Source organism: Massilia violaceinigra, from assembly GCF_002752675.1.
Lineage (GTDB): Bacteria > Pseudomonadota > Gammaproteobacteria > Burkholderiales > Burkholderiaceae_D > Telluria_A > Telluria_A violaceinigra.
This window is the reverse complement of the sequence record NZ_CP024608.1, coordinates 1,885,145-1,899,127: the sequence shown is the minus strand read 5'-3', so window position 1 is coordinate 1,899,127 and position 13,983 is coordinate 1,885,145. Positions and strand designations below refer to the sequence as shown.

Below are 13,983 nucleotides of genomic sequence, written 5' to 3'. Positions count from 1 at the left end.
GCTACTCCAAGCTCCGTCGTTCCCGCGCAGGCGGGAACCCAAGTTTTTCGGTCCGCCTGTAGCTGCGTTACGAACTTGGGTTCCCGCCTGCGCGGGAACGACGGAGCGGATGTCAGCGCCCGAGAAAATCCAGCAACGTCAACGCCACCACCTTGGTCGCCTTGCGCAAATCCTCCAGCGCCAGGCGTTCATCGGCCTTCTTCGCATTCGACTCCGGCACCGTGCGCGGCCCGGCGCCATACAGCACCGCCGGAATCCCGTGTTCGCCATACAAACGCGCATCCGCATACAGCGGCGTGCCCTGCGCCGTAATCTCCTCGCCGATCACCTGCCTGCCATTCTTTTGCAAGCTCGCCACCAGCTTGTCCGACCCCGGCAACGGCCGCAGCGCGTGCGACAGCAGCAGGCGCCTGATCTCGACCCGAATCCCCGGCTCGCCGCGCACTGCATCCTCGATCAGCGCCCGCACCTGCGCTTCCACCGCGACCGGATCTTCTTCCGGAATCATGCGCCGGTCCATCTTCAGCACGACCTTCCCCGGCACCACGTTGGTATTGGTGCCGCCATCGATGCGGCCCACCAGCATGGTCGGCGAATCGATGCCCGCCACCTTCGACTTGATTTTCTTCAGTTCCGGCAGCTGCCCGTAAATCGCATTCAGGATGCGCGTTGCCGCCTGCAGCGCATCGTGCCCGGTTTCCGGCATGGCGCCATGTCCCGACTTGCCATGCACGGTCACTTCCAGCTGCAGGCAGGCGTTATGCGCCGTGACGATGTTGTAGCTGAAGCCCGCCGCGATGACGAAATCGGGGTTGGTCAGCTTTTGTTCGAGCAGCCAGCCCGGTCCCAGCAAACCGCCGAATTCCTCGTCGTAGGTGAAATGCAGTTCAAGACCGCCCTTGAGAGGCACGCCCAGCGCTTCGAGCGCGCGCACGGCGAAAATATACGTCGAAAAATCGCACTTCGACACCGCCGCCGCGCGCCCGTAAATAAAGCCATCTTCCACCACGCCGCCATACGGCGGATGCACCCAGCCTTCGCCGGGCGGCACCACGTCGCCATGCGCATTGAGCGCGATGGTCGGCCCGCCTGCCGCATAGGGCCGGCGCACGATCAGGTTGGTAATGCTCTCCATGCCGTAGTCGCGCACCGCCTGCGCCGGCACCGCATGCTTCTCGGCGCTCCAGCCGAATGCTTCCACCATGGTGGCCACGGCATCAGCGTGCGGCGCATTGTTCCCCGGCGGCGTATCGGTCGGAATACGAATTACCTGCTGCAAAAACGCCACCTGTTCGTCGAAATGGGCGTCGATCCAGTCGATCAGTTTTTCTTGTGCTTGCATTGTCATTTCCGTTATTCCTATTTAGCGCCGGCTTCAAACCACGCGGCGACCTGCGCGCGCTCGGCATCGGTCATATTGGTCAGGTTCGCGATCGGCATGGCCTTGAGCTGCACCGATTGCTGGTAAATTTTCGCTGCGTTCTGGCGAATCAGTTCCGCGTTGTGCAGCATGACGCCGGCCGGTGCGCTGGCAAACCCGGGCTGGGTCGGACGCTCGGCGTGGCACGTCGCGCAGCGCTGTACGACGATGGCCTGCACCTGCGCGAACTGCGCCGCCGGATCGACGCCCGCGGCCGCAGCGGCAGGCGCCTTGGGCGCGATGGCAATGGCAACGGCCAGCAGCAGCGCCACGCCGGCCACCGGATACCTCCACTCCACGCGGCCTTTGTGGCGCAGGTTGAAGAAGTGGCGGATCAACACGCCCGCCGCCATGATCCCGGCCAGCACCGCCCACGCATGCTCGTGGCGGTAGGTCATCGCGTAGTGATTGCTGATCATGATGAACAGGACCGGCAGGGTGAAGTAGTTGTTATGCACGCTGCGCTGTTTGGCCTTGAGGCCGTGAATCGGGTCCGGCTTCTGGCCGGCCATCATCGCGGCCACCATCTTGCGCTGTCCCGGAATGATCAGCATCAGCACATTGGCCACCATCATGGTGCCGATCATGGCGCCCACGTGGATGTAGGCGGCGCGCCCGCTCAGGTACTTGTTCAGCACATACGCACTGGCGACCAGGAACAGGAACATCACAATCCCGAACGGCAGGTCGCGCTTGCCGAGCGGGGAGCGGCACAGCAGGTCGTACACCGTCCAGCCGACCACCAGGCTGCCGATGCCGATGCCGATCGCCTGCCACGACGTCAGGTCCGCCACGGCCTTATCGACCATCATCGCCTGCGCGTTGAAGTAGTAGACGATGGTGAGCAGCGCAAAACCGGACAGCCACGTGGAATAGGCTTCCCACTTGAACCAGTGCAGTTCCTTCGGCAGTTCGGCCGGCGCCACCAGATATTTTTGCGGGTTGTAGAAACCACCGCCATGCACCGCCCACAATTCGCCCGACACGCCCTTGTCGGCCAGGTCGGAACCCGGCGCGGGAGGGCGGATGGTGTTGTCTAGCCAGACGAAATAGAACGAGGCGCCGATCCAGGCGATGCCGGTGATAAGGTGCAGCCAGCGCACGATGAGGTTGAGCCATTCGAGGCCGTAGGGGATCAGGTATCCGAACACTTCCATGGGGTTCCTTGTTGCGTGGGCTGCGGCGATAGTAGCGCGAATTTACCCAAGATAAACTGATTCAAGTGCCACAACATGAAATATGGCGTATATTCGACATACTCGAATTCATATACATACCGATGTCCAGCCTTCCCCAACACCTCGACCTGCACCTGATCCGCATTTTGTACCTGCTGCTGGTCGAAAAAAACGTCTCGCGCGTGGCGCTCAAGCTCAATCAGCCGCAGCCCTCGATCTCGGCGTCGCTGCGCAAACTGCGCGAGCTGACCGGCGACCCGCTGCTCGTGCGCGGTGCACGCGGCATGGTGCCGACCCAGCACGGCGAAAGCCTGCTCAAGCCGGCCAAACGCATCCTCGATGAAACGGAAAGCCTGTTCGTCAAAAAATCGCCTTTCATGCCGCAGGAAGAAGCGCGCACCTTCCACATCGCCGCGCCGGATTACCTCGACAGCCAATTTTTGCCGAATATGGTGGCGGCGCTGCGGCGCGGATCACCCAACAGCCGCGTGGTGATCCACAGTCTGGGTGGCGGCGTCGATTATATTCGCATGCTATCGGACGGCGACATGGACCTCGTCATCGCCAACTGGGACGAGCCACCCGCGCATCTCCACATCTCCAAGCTGTTCGAGGACCCGATCATCTGCACCATGCGCGCCGATAGCCCGTACGCCAAACGCACGGCCAGCGATGCGATGACGATCGAAGACTATCTGACCCTGCCCCACGTGGCGCCGTCACAGATGCTGCCCGGTTACCACGGCGTGATCGACTCCTTCCTCGAACGCCAGGGCATGCAGCGCAAGGTAGCGGTGGAATCGGCCTATTTCGGCCTGATTCCGTATATGCTCACGCAGACCGACCTGGTACTGACCACCGGGCGCCAGTTCATGCGCTTTTACGAAAAGACGCTGCCGCTCAAAAGCTTCACGGTGCCGGTGAAATTCCCGCCGATGCGGTTTTACCAGTTGTGGCACGAACGCGTGCACCAGGCGCCCGAACACAAATGGCTGCGCGACCAGGTCAGCGCTGCGGCCAAGGCGCTGGTGCAGAAGTAGCGATAGCGGTTATCAGCTGGCTCGTATGTGTACAACGCAGCCAGCGCTTATGATCGGTAATCAAAGATGGAATACCCATAACATGACTACATTGACGGATTTGAACAGCTGCGACGCGGCGGCCTTTGTCGACACCCTGCGCGGCATTTACGAACATTCGCCATGGATTCCCGAACGCGCATTGTCCGCTCGCCCGTTCGCGACCGTAACGGCGCTCAAGTACGCGCTGCAAACGGCAGTGACCAAGGCCAGCGTCGACGAACAGCTTGGCCTGATCCGCGCCCACCCCGAACTGGCCGGCAAAGCGGCCATCGCCGGTGAACTGACGCAGGAGTCGACCAATGAGCAGGCCAAGTCCGGCCTGAACCTGTGCAGCGCGGAAGAATACGCGACCCTGCACAAGCTCAATGCCGACTACAACGCGCGCTTCGGCTTTCCGTTTATCCTCGCGGTCAAGGGCCCGGACGGCAACGGCCTGACGCGCCGCGCCATCATCGACACCTTCACGCGGCGCCTGAAAAACCAGCGCCCCGACGAAATGGCCGAATGCCTGCGCCAGATTCACCGCATCGCCGAACTGCGCATCAATGACCTGCTCGCACTGACGCCCGTATTCGGACCCACCGTGATGCAATGGGCCGAAACCATCGGCGCATGGAGCGAAGCCGATGATGGCCTGACCTGCTCCTACATGACCGGCGTGCACCAGCGCACCGCGGCGCAACTGGCCGAATGGATGCGCGACGCCGGCATGGAAACCTGCATCGACGCCGTGGGCAATGTGGTCGGGCGCTATCTGTCGGCTGATCCGGATGCGAAGACGCTGATGACCGGCTCGCACTACGACACCGTGCGCGATGGCGGCAAGTACGACGGACGCCTCGGCATCCTGCTGCCGATTGCGGTGGTGCGCCACTTGCACGAACGCGGCGAGCGCCTGCCCTATCACCTCGAAGTGGTGGGTTTCGCCGAGGAAGAAGGCGTACGCTTTCGCAGTACCTTCTTGGGCAGTAACGCCGTAATCGGGCAGTTCGACGTGGCGCTGCTGGAACAGGTCGACGCCGACGGCGTCACCATGCTGCAGGCGCTGACAGCCGCCGGCCACCATCCTGGCGCGATAGCGTCGATCGCGCGCAATCCTGAAGATCTGCTGGGTTTTGTGGAAGTGCATATCGAACAAGGGCCGGTGCTGCTGGAGCGCGGCCTGGCGGTGGGCGTGGTGACGGCGATTGCCGGCAGCTCGCGCTATCTGGTCGACCTGACCGGGCTGGCCAGCCACGCGGGCACCACGCCCATGAATATGCGCAAGGATGCCGCTGCCGCCGCGGCGGAGATCGTGCTGCTGGTGGAGCGGCGCTGCAGCGGCGCCGGGTCGCTGGTGGGCACGGTGGGACAGCTGCAGGTGCCGAATGGATCGGTGAATGTGATTCCAGGCCACTGCAAGCTGTCGCTGGACATCCGCGCTGCGGACGACGCTGTGCGCCATGCGGCGGTCAAGGAGATATTGGACGGCATCGAGGCGATCTGCGGACGGCGCCATGTGGAAGTGGAGGTCGAGCAGATCGTGTCGGCACCGGCCGCGCCATGTGCGCCGGCGCTGATGGATCAACTGGGCGATGCAATCGAACGCGCCGGTTTGCCGCGTTACGATCTCGCATCCGGCGCCGGGCATGATGCGATGGCGATGGCGAAGATTACCGATGTGGCGATGTTGTTTACACGGTGCGGCAACGGTGGGATCAGCCATAACCGGCTGGAGACGATGACGGCGGACGATGTGGAGATGGCAGCGCAGATATTGCTCGATTTTTTGAGGAACCTACTATAGCGTCGTTCCCGCGCAGGCGGGAACCCAAGTTTGCTTGTTTAGTCGGTGACTGCGCTACGGACTTGGTTCCCGCCGAGTGCTGCCTTGGCGCGGGAAGTCGTTTCTGCCAGTGGCAGAAACGACGATTAAGGCGTCAGCACAACCTTCCGACAATCATCCTCTTTTTTATCGAACATCTTGTACCCCTCCGCCGCCTGCGACAGGTTCAGGCGGTGCGAGATGATCGCATTCGGATGCAGCTTGCCTTCCTCGATAAACTTGAGCAGCTCCGGCATATGCTTCTGCACGTGCGTCTGGCCGGCCTTGATCCCGATCCCCTTCTCGAAGATATCGCCAAACAGGAAGCCGTGAATGAACCCGGCATATAAGCCAGGCACGCTCACCGTCCCGCCGCGCCGCACAGCCGCGATACACTGGCGCAGGGCCTTGCCGCTGCTGCCTTCGAGCTTCAGGTTGGTCATCACGGTTTCCACCGTACTGCCCTTGGCCTCGAATCCGACCGCCTCCACCACGCCATCAACCCCGCGCGCGTCGGTGTGATCGAGAATGAACTCCGCAGCGTCGCAGTCGTCAAAATTGATCGGAATGACGCCATATGTCTTGCGTGCGAATTCAAGGCGGAACGCATGGTGGTCGACCATGAAGATCTTCTCGATTCCCAGCATGCGCGCACTGGCCGCCGCCATCTGCCCCACCGGCCCGGCACCAAAAATCGCCAAACTGCCGCCCTGGCCCACGCCCGTATTGAGCACGGCCTGATAACCGGTCGGCAAAATATCGCTCAAGAACAGCACCTGCTCATCGGCCAGCGTCAGGGGGATCTTGATCGGACCGACATTCGCCTTGGGCACCCGCACGTATTCAGCCTGCCCGCCCGGCACGCCACCATACAAATGACTGAACCCGAACAGCGCCGCGCCCGAGCGCAGGCTTTTCTTGTTCATGATCGAACCACGATCGGGATTGGTCGTCTCGCACGCGGAGTACAGATCCATGTCGCAGAAAAAGCAGCTGCCGCACGCGATCACGAACGGCACGACCACGCGGTCGCCCTTCTGCAGCTTGGTGACGTTGGGGCCCGTCTCGACGACTTCGCCCATGAATTCATGGCCCAGGATATCGCCGCTTTTCATCGCCGGGATCTTCCCGCGGTACATGTGCAGGTCCGATCCGCAGATGGCGGTGGCAGTCACTTTCAGGATGATGTCGTCCGGCTCCTGCAAAATCGGATCCGGAACGTTGTCAACCTTGACGTCGTTGCTGCCGTGATAGGTTAAAGCGCGCATGAACTGTCCTCCTCATGGAAAAGGACAGCGTAACAAGCAAACTCCTACGCACAAATCAGCAGAGTCCGTCCGTAACAGTAGGAGAACGCCGACGTGATTTCTTAACTGAAATTATGAGGACACGACCTTCGCGCGTTCCAGCATGGCATGCAGCAACACATTGCAACCCGCTTCAAGGTGGTCGGACTTGGCATCCTCGATTTCGTTGTGGCTGATGCCGTCCTTGCAGGGCACGAAAATCATCCCGGCGGGCGCCAGGCGGGCGGCGTAGATGGCGTCGTGGCCGGCGCCGGACACCACGTCCATCGTGGAGTATCCGAGTCTGGCGGTCGCCTCGCGCACCGCACCCACGCAGTCCGGATGGAACGGGCAAGGCGGATAGTACGACACGCGCTCGATCGAAATGGCCAGCCCGGAGTCGCTGCGGGTTTTGTCGATAAATGCCAGCATCTCTTCATGCATGGTGTTGAGCAGTTCATCGTTCACGTTGCGCAGGTCGATGCTGAATTTGACTTCGCCGGGAATGACGTTGCGGCTGTTGGGGAATACCTGCACCATGCCGACCGTGCCGCGGCCATACGGCGGATAACGGTTCGCGATCTTCACCACCTCCTGCATGATGTAGGTGGAGACCTGCATCGCATCCTTGCGCAGACCCATGGGCGTGGGGCCGGCGTGCGCCTCCATGCCGGTGACCACGCAGTCGTACCACGACAGGCCCATCACGGCCGGCACCACGCCGATCACCTTATCGGCGTCTTCCAGTACCGGGCCTTGTTCGATATGGGTTTCAAAGTAGGCGCCGATGGGGTGCTGGCCGGGCACCTGCTCGCCCATGTAGCCGATGCGCGCCAGTTCATCCTTGACGCTTTTGCCTTCGGTGTCCTTGGCGGCGTAGGCCGTCTCCAGGCTGAAGGCGCCGCAGAAGACGCCGGAGCCCATCATCACGGGCACGAAGCGCGAGCCTTCCTCGTTGGTCCAGAAGGCCACTTCGACCGGTGCTTCGGTAGTGATGTCCTGGTCATTGAGGGTACGCACGACTTCCAGGCCTGCCAGCACGCCGTAATTGCCATCGAATTTGCCGCCGGTGGGCTGGGTGTCGATATGGCTGCCGGTCATGATCGGTGGCAGCGATGGATTGCGGCCTTCGCGGCGCATGAAGACATTGCCGATCTGGTCGACCGTGATCGACATGCCGGCTTCCTTCGCCCAGCCGACGACGAGGTCGCGGCCCTGCTTGTCGAGGTCCGTCAGGGCGAGGCGTTTGACGCCGCCTTTTGGCGTGGCGCCGATTTTGGCCAGTTCCATCAGCGAGGCCCACAGGCGCTCGCCGTTAATGCGCAGATCGTTCATTGATCACTCCAAAAATTGAAGACATGCGACGGAAGGTCAGGCATGGGTCTTGGTGAATGCAGGCCGGTCCACATGCCGCCCGGCGCCCGGCACCGCGCGCAGTTCGCCCCTGGCAAACACCACGTTCCCCGCATGCAGGGTATGCGACGGAATGCCCTTCACGGTGCGCCCTTCGAACACATTGAACCCGCCCTTGGCAAACTGCGTACTGGCCGAAATGGTGCGCGTGCCTTCCGGGTCCCACACCACCAGGTCGGCATCCGCGCCCACCGCCACCACGCCCTTGCGCGGGTACATATTGAAAATCTGCGCCGCATTCGCGGACGTTACGCGCACAAATTCCGATGGCGTCAGCATCCCCGAATTGACACCAGCGTCCCACACCACCGACATGCGGTCCTCGACACCGCCGCAGCCGTTCGGGATTTTGGTGAAGTCGTCCTGCCCCGCCGCCTTCTGCTCGGCGCAGAAGGTGCAGTGATCTGTCGCCGTCGTATGCAGGTTCCCGCCGCGCAGGCCCTGCCACAGTGCGGCCTGATGGTGCTTGCTGCGAAACGGTGGGCTCATCACGTGCCCGCGCGCGAATTCCAGATCCGCGCTCTGGTACACGCTGTCGTCGATCACCAGGTGCCCCGCCAGCGCCTCGCCGTAAACGCGCTGGCCCTTGGCCCGCGCACGCGCGATTGCATCGAGCGACTCGGCGCATGACACGTGCACGATATACACCGGCGTCCCCAGCACGTTGGCAATCGCAATGGCGCGGTTGGCGGCCTCCGCTTCCACCTCGGGAGGACGCGAGAGCGGATGTGCGCTCGGACCGGTGATGCCTTTCCGGAGCAGGTCCTGCTGCAGCTGGAAAACCAGTTCGCCGTTCTCGGCGTGCACGGTCGGAATCGCGCCCAGTTCCAGCGCGCGCGTGAAGCTGCGCACCAGCGTTTCGTCGTCCGCCATGATGGCGTTCTTATACGCCATGAAGTGCTTGAAGCTGTTCACGCCATGATCGCGCACCAGCACACCCATTTCCTCGTGCACCTTGTCGCTCCACCAGGTGACCGCCACGTGAAAGGTATAGTCGCCTGCGGACTTCGCGGCCCAGCCGCGCCACGTGTGGTACGCCTCCAACAAGGATTGCTGGGGATTCGGAATGACGAAGTCCATGATGGTCGTGGTGCCACCCGCGAGGCCGGCGGCGGTTCCGGTAAAGAAGTCGTCGGCCGTCACGGTGCCCATGAACGGCAGCTGCATGTGGGTGTGGGTGTCGATCCCGCCCGGCATGACGTACTGGCCGCTGGCATCGATCAACGTCGCATTGGCGGGCGCATCGAGCTTCTCACCGATGGCGACGATTTTGTCGCCATCGGTGAGTACATCGGCGCGAAACGCGCGGTCTGCATTGACGACCGTGCCGCCGCGGATAATCGTGGTCATAAATCTCTCCTGTAAGGCAAACAGATACTCAGGTACGGGCTGCGGTGCTGAGGGTGGGCAGCGCCTTCCCCTTCATCATCACGCCGTACACCAGTGCGGAAATGGCGATCCCGACGAACCACGCATATGTATACAGTGTCTTGAACAGCGCGCCCACGTCCGGGAACGCCGCCGGAAAGGCAGCATTCAGGAAGCCCGGGATATTCGGCGCCACGCCAAGAACGAAAGCGACAATCGCGGCCATGTTCCAGCCGTTCCCGTACGAGTAGACGCCATCATCGCGGTACAAGTGGTCGACATTGAGTTCGGTCTTGCGGATGAAGTAGTAATCGATGATCAGGATGCCGGCGATAGGTCCGAGCAGCGCCGAGTAGCCGATCAGCCAGGTGAAGATATAGCCTTCGGTCGATTCGAGGATCTTCCAGGGCATCATCACCAGCGCGATGCCCGCCGTGATGTAGCCGCCGGCGCGGTAGGTGATGTGTTTCGGCGCCAGCGACGAAAAATCGTACGCCGGTCCAACCAGGTTGGCGGCCAGGTTCACGCTGACGGTATCGACCAGCAGCACGATCAGCGCGATCAGCACGGCGATGCCGGTCATGCGGCTGGCCAGGTCCACCGGGTCCCAGATCGCCTTGCCGTACAAAACCACCGTGGCCGACGTCACGATCACGGCCAGCGCCGCCAGCAGCCCCATTGGCACTGGCAGCCCGACCGACTGGCCGATAATCTGGTCGCGCTGAGTCTTGGCGAAACGCGTGAAGTCGGGAATGTTCAGCGCCAGCGTGGCCCAGAAACCCACCATGGCCGTGAGCGACGGCCAGAAGGTGCTCCAGAACTGGCCTGCTTTCTTGCCGCCTTCGACAAACTGGGACGGCTGTTCGAGCAGCGGACCGAATCCGCCGGCTTTGTTGTAGACCCAGCCAAGCAGCACGAAGCAGATGAGGATCTTGAGCGGCGCGGTCCAGGTTTCGAGTTTGCGAATCGATTCCATGCCATGCACGATGTAATAGAACTGGATGGCCCAGAACGCGAGAAAACACAGGAGCTGCATGCCGTTGATGCCGAGACCCGCGATTTTCGCGCCGCCGATTTCGGCCCCCATCATCACGCCGAGCAGCGTGTAGATCATGCTGCCGCCGAACCAGGTCTGGATGCCGTACCAGCCGCAGGCGACGATGGCGCGCATCAGGGCGGGAATGCGGGCGCCCGTGGTGCCGAACGAGGCACGCGCCAGCACTGCGTAGGGAATGCCGTACTTGGTGCCCGCGTGCCCGATCAGCAGCATGGGCAGCAGCACAATGGCGTTGGCGAGGAACACCGTGAGCACTGCCTGGTAGCCGGACATGCCGCCTTCGATCAGGCTGGCCGACAGGGTATAGGCCGGAATGCACATGACCATGCCAACCCAAAGGGCGGCGAAGTGATACCAGCGCCAGGTGCGCTGCGCGTCGGAGGTGGGCGCGAGGTCTTCGTTCCAGAGCTGCGTGTTGGCGGACAGGTCGTTGCTCACAGTGGTTTTCTCCAAATTGGTAACGAGGACGGTACGTCGTTCCCGCGCAGGCGGGAACCCAAGTTCGTCGATCCGTCTGTGGCTACGGACCGAAATTGGGTTCCCGCCTGCGCGGGAACGACGGTTTTAAGGACAGTGCTGCTAACTAACTACCTCCGCCCTTGGATTGCGCGGATCCTGCGTCCAGTTCATATACGCTTTCCCGGTCGGCTGCGGCACCATCGTAATACACGCCTCCACCGGACAGGTAATCTCGCACAGATTACACCCAACGCACTCTGACTTGATCACTTCATACGTGCGCGTGCCCGCCGCGTCGATCAGCTGCGCGATCGACTGGTGCGACGTATCCTCGCACGCCACATAGCACTTGCCGCACTTGATGCACTTGTCCTGATCGATCTGCGCAATCACCTGGTAGTTCATGTCCAGGTATTTCCAGTCCGTCGTATTCGGCACCGCCTTGCCCGAAAACTCCGCGATGCTCTTGTATCCCTTCTCGTCCATCCAGCGCGACAGGCCGTCCTTCATCTCCTCCACGATCCGGAAGCCGTGCAGCATCGCCGCCGTGCACACCTGAACCGAGCCTGCGCCCAGCGCGATGAATTCAGCCGCGTCGCGCCAGTTGCCGATGCCGCCGATGCCCGAAATCGGCAATCCGTGCGTCTCGGGATCGCGTGCGATCTCGGCCACCATGTTCAGCGCAATCGGCTTGACCGCCGCGCCGCAGTAGCCGCCGTGCGTGCTGGCGTTGCCCACGATCGGCAGCGCCACCATGCGGTCCAGGTCCAGGTGCGTGATTGAATTGATCGTATTAATCAGCGACACCGCATCGGCGCCACCCGCCTTGGCCGCGCGCGCCGGTTTGCGCACGTCGGTGATATTTGGCGTGAGCTTGACGATCACCGGCAGCTTCGAGTGCTTCTTGCACCAGCGCGTCACCATTTCCACATACTCGGGCACCTGCCCAACCGCCGCACCCATACCGCGCTCTGGCATGCCGTGCGGGCAGCCGAAATTGAGCTCGATGCCATCCGCGCCGGTCGCTTCGACCTTGGGCAAAATCTCGGCCCACAGCGCTTCCTCGCACGGCAGCATCAGCGACACGATCATCGCGCGGTCCGGCCAGTCCTTCTTCACCTGCGTGATCTCGCGCAGATTGATCTCCAGCGAGCGGTCGGTTATGAGTTCGATGTTATTGAAGCCGATTACCTCGCGGTTCTTACCGTACAAGGCGGAATAGCGCGACGACACGTTCACCGCGGCCGGGTCTTCGCCAAGCGTCTTCCAGACCACCCCGCCCCAACCCGCCTCGAAGGCGCGCACCACGTTGTAGGCCTTGTCGGTCGGTGGCGCGGAGGCCAGCCAGAACGGATTGGGGGACTTGATGCCGCAAAATTCGATGCTCAGGTCAGCCATGGGAAGCCTCCACCTTGAATTGGATGTCATTGTGAATGGCCATCGCCGCCAGCTTGCCATGCTGGACCGCCTGAACCGTCAAATCCTGCCCGGGCGCGATGCAATCGCCGCCCGCATAAATACCCGCCAGCGCGGTGCGGAACTGTGCGTCGACATGAATCTTGTCGCCTTCGCGCGTGATCTGCTGCGCCATCTCGTCCGACAAACCGACCGGGTCGATGCTCTGGCCGATGGCCTTGAACACGGCTTCGGCGGCGATCTCGATGAAGGCGCCGGTGCCGATCAGGCGGCCTTCGTCGAGACAGGTCTCTTCAAAGCGCATGCCGCGCACGCGGCCCGTTTCGTCGAGCAGCACTTCCAGCGGCGCCGCCCAGGTGCGGATGCGCACCATATTGGCCTTGGCGATATCCTGTTCGTGGTGCGTGGCGGTCATCGACTCGAAGCCGCGGCGGTACACCAGCGTCACGTCCTGCGCGCCAAGGCGCTTGAGCTGCACCGCCATGTCGATCGCCGTGTTGCCGGCGCCGATGACGATGGCGCGCTCCGGCACCGGCAGCGCCGTCAGGTCGCTGGCCTGGCGCAGGTCGGCGATGTAGTCGACCGCCGCCATCAGGCCCGGCGCGTTTTCGCCCGTCAAACCAAGCTGGCGGCTGGCGTTCAGGCCCAGGCCGAGGAACACGGCATCGTACTGCGCATGCAGTTCGTGCAGCTGCAGATTCACGCCCAGGGTGCGGCCATGCTGCACTTCGATGCCGCCGATACTGAGCAGGAACTCCACCTCGCGCTGGGCGAAGTCGCCGGTGAGCTTGTACTTGGCGATGCCGTATTCATTCAGGCCGCCGGATTTTTCGCGGGCCTCATAGACGACGACGTCGTTGCCCAGCATGGCAAGGCGGTGCGCGCACGACAGGCCGGCCGGCCCCGCGCCCACCACCGCGATCTTTTTTCCGGTGCGTTCCGCGCGCTGGAAGGGATAGGCCTTGAAGGACGCGTGATCGAGCGCGTGCCGCTGCAGCAAGCCGATTTTGACCGGCTGGCCTTCCTCGTCGTGATTGCGCACGCAGGCGTCTTCGCACAGGATCTCGGTGGGACACACGCGGGCGCAGCTGCCGCCCAGGATGTTCTGCTTGAGGATGCCCGCCGCCGCGCCGTTGATGTTCTTGTCGTGGATATTGCGGATAAAGCTGGCCACGTCGATTTCGGAGGGACAGATGCGGGTACACGGCGCGTCGTAACAGTACAGACAACGCGCGCTTTCGATGGCGGCCTGGCGCTCGGTCAGCGCCGGCGCGAGATCGTTGAACTGTTCGGCCAGTGCGCTGCTGGAGCCGGCCGCATGCGGCAGGTGCTTGAGAGATTCGATCATTTTACATCCCTGTTTTTATAATAAGTTCACCCACTTTACGGAGGCTTCAACGCTAACCTCTTATCCGTCGCCCCCGCGCAGGCGGGGGCCCAAGTCAGCTTCGTAGCCACCGACTGATCATCGAACTTGGTCCCCCGCCGAGTGCCGCCTTG

10 protein-coding genes are annotated in these 13,983 nt (G+C 62.4%); 2 read left to right on the top strand and 8 right to left on the bottom strand.

What is annotated here, in order from left to right; translation table 11 throughout:
* Window positions 1-112: 112 nt before the first annotated feature.
* A complete protein-coding gene (locus CR152_RS08515; protein WP_099874529.1) occupies window positions 113-1,348 on the bottom strand; it encodes a M20/M25/M40 family metallo-hydrolase in 1,236 nt (411 codons plus the stop codon).
* An 11-nt stretch (window positions 1,349-1,359) separates the two neighbouring features.
* Window positions 1,360-2,577, bottom strand: a complete 1,218-nt coding sequence (locus CR152_RS08510) for a urate hydroxylase PuuD (protein ID WP_099874528.1) — start codon at window positions 2,575-2,577, stop codon at window positions 1,360-1,362.
* Between the two features lie 122 nt (window positions 2,578-2,699).
* Here CR152_RS08510 and CR152_RS08505 point away from each other — a divergent pair, with 122 nt between their 5' ends.
* Complete coding sequence (locus tag CR152_RS08505) at window positions 2,700-3,638, top strand: LysR substrate-binding domain-containing protein (RefSeq protein WP_099874527.1); 939 nt, start codon at window positions 2,700-2,702, stop codon at window positions 3,636-3,638.
* 82 nt (window positions 3,639-3,720) lie between these two features.
* A complete protein-coding gene (locus CR152_RS08500) occupies window positions 3,721-5,466 on the top strand; it encodes an allantoate amidohydrolase (RefSeq protein WP_099874526.1) in 1,746 nt (581 codons plus the stop codon).
* A gap of 125 nt (window positions 5,467-5,591) precedes the next feature.
* On the opposite strand, the gene CR152_RS08495 is transcribed toward CR152_RS08500, so the two are convergent.
* The 6 genes from CR152_RS08495 to CR152_RS08470 all read right to left on the bottom strand — a co-directional run bounded on the left by CR152_RS08495 (window position 5,592) and on the right by CR152_RS08470 (window position 13,831).
* Complete coding sequence (locus CR152_RS08495; RefSeq protein ID WP_099874525.1) at window positions 5,592-6,752, bottom strand: zinc-dependent alcohol dehydrogenase; 1,161 nt, start codon at window positions 6,750-6,752, stop codon at window positions 5,592-5,594.
* A gap of 111 nt (window positions 6,753-6,863) precedes the next feature.
* Window positions 6,864-8,105: a Zn-dependent hydrolase gene (locus tag CR152_RS08490; protein ID WP_099874524.1), complete on the bottom strand. Its 1,242-nt coding sequence runs from the start codon at window positions 8,103-8,105 to the stop codon at window positions 6,864-6,866.
* Window positions 8,106-8,141: 36 nt separating this feature from the next.
* Entirely contained in the window at window positions 8,142-9,533 is a 1,392-nt protein-coding gene (hydA, locus tag CR152_RS08485) for a dihydropyrimidinase (RefSeq protein WP_099874523.1), read from the bottom strand.
* Between the two features lie 28 nt (window positions 9,534-9,561).
* Window positions 9,562-11,046, bottom strand: a complete 1,485-nt coding sequence (locus CR152_RS08480) for an NCS1 family nucleobase:cation symporter-1 (RefSeq protein WP_099882104.1) — start codon at window positions 11,044-11,046, stop codon at window positions 9,562-9,564.
* A gap of 141 nt (window positions 11,047-11,187) precedes the next feature.
* Entirely contained in the window at window positions 11,188-12,465 is a 1,278-nt protein-coding gene (gene preA, locus CR152_RS08475) for an NAD-dependent dihydropyrimidine dehydrogenase subunit PreA (RefSeq protein ID WP_099874522.1), read from the bottom strand.
* A complete protein-coding gene (locus CR152_RS08470; protein ID WP_099874521.1) occupies window positions 12,458-13,831 on the bottom strand; it encodes an NAD(P)-dependent oxidoreductase in 1,374 nt (457 codons plus the stop codon). Before CR152_RS08470 ends, preA begins: the two co-directional genes overlap by 8 nt.
* Window positions 13,832-13,983 lie beyond the last annotated feature (152 nt).

Bases quoted from the DNA above. Each gene is read 5' to 3' on its own strand.
- CR152_RS08515 (WP_099874529.1), bottom strand. From the start codon at position 1,348: ATGACAATGCAAGCACAAGAAAAACTGATCGACTGGATCGACGCCCAT.
- CR152_RS08510 (WP_099874528.1), bottom strand. From the start codon at position 2,577: ATGGAAGTGTTCGGATACCTGATCCCCTACGGCCTCGAATGGCTCAAC.
- CR152_RS08505 (WP_099874527.1), top strand. From the start codon at position 2,700: ATGTCCAGCCTTCCCCAACACCTCGACCTGCACCTGATCCGCATTTTG.
- CR152_RS08500 (WP_099874526.1), top strand. From the start codon at position 3,721: ATGACTACATTGACGGATTTGAACAGCTGCGACGCGGCGGCCTTTGTC.
- CR152_RS08495 (WP_099874525.1), bottom strand. From the start codon at position 6,752: ATGCGCGCTTTAACCTATCACGGCAGCAACGACGTCAAGGTTGACAAC.
- CR152_RS08490 (WP_099874524.1), bottom strand. From the start codon at position 8,105: ATGAACGATCTGCGCATTAACGGCGAGCGCCTGTGGGCCTCGCTGATG.
- hydA (WP_099874523.1), bottom strand. From the start codon at position 9,533: ATGACCACGATTATCCGCGGCGGCACGGTCGTCAATGCAGACCGCGCG.
- preA (WP_099874522.1), bottom strand. From the start codon at position 12,465: ATGGCTGACCTGAGCATCGAATTTTGCGGCATCAAGTCCCCCAATCCG.
- CR152_RS08470 (WP_099874521.1), bottom strand. From the start codon at position 13,831: ATGATCGAATCTCTCAAGCACCTGCCGCATGCGGCCGGCTCCAGCAGC.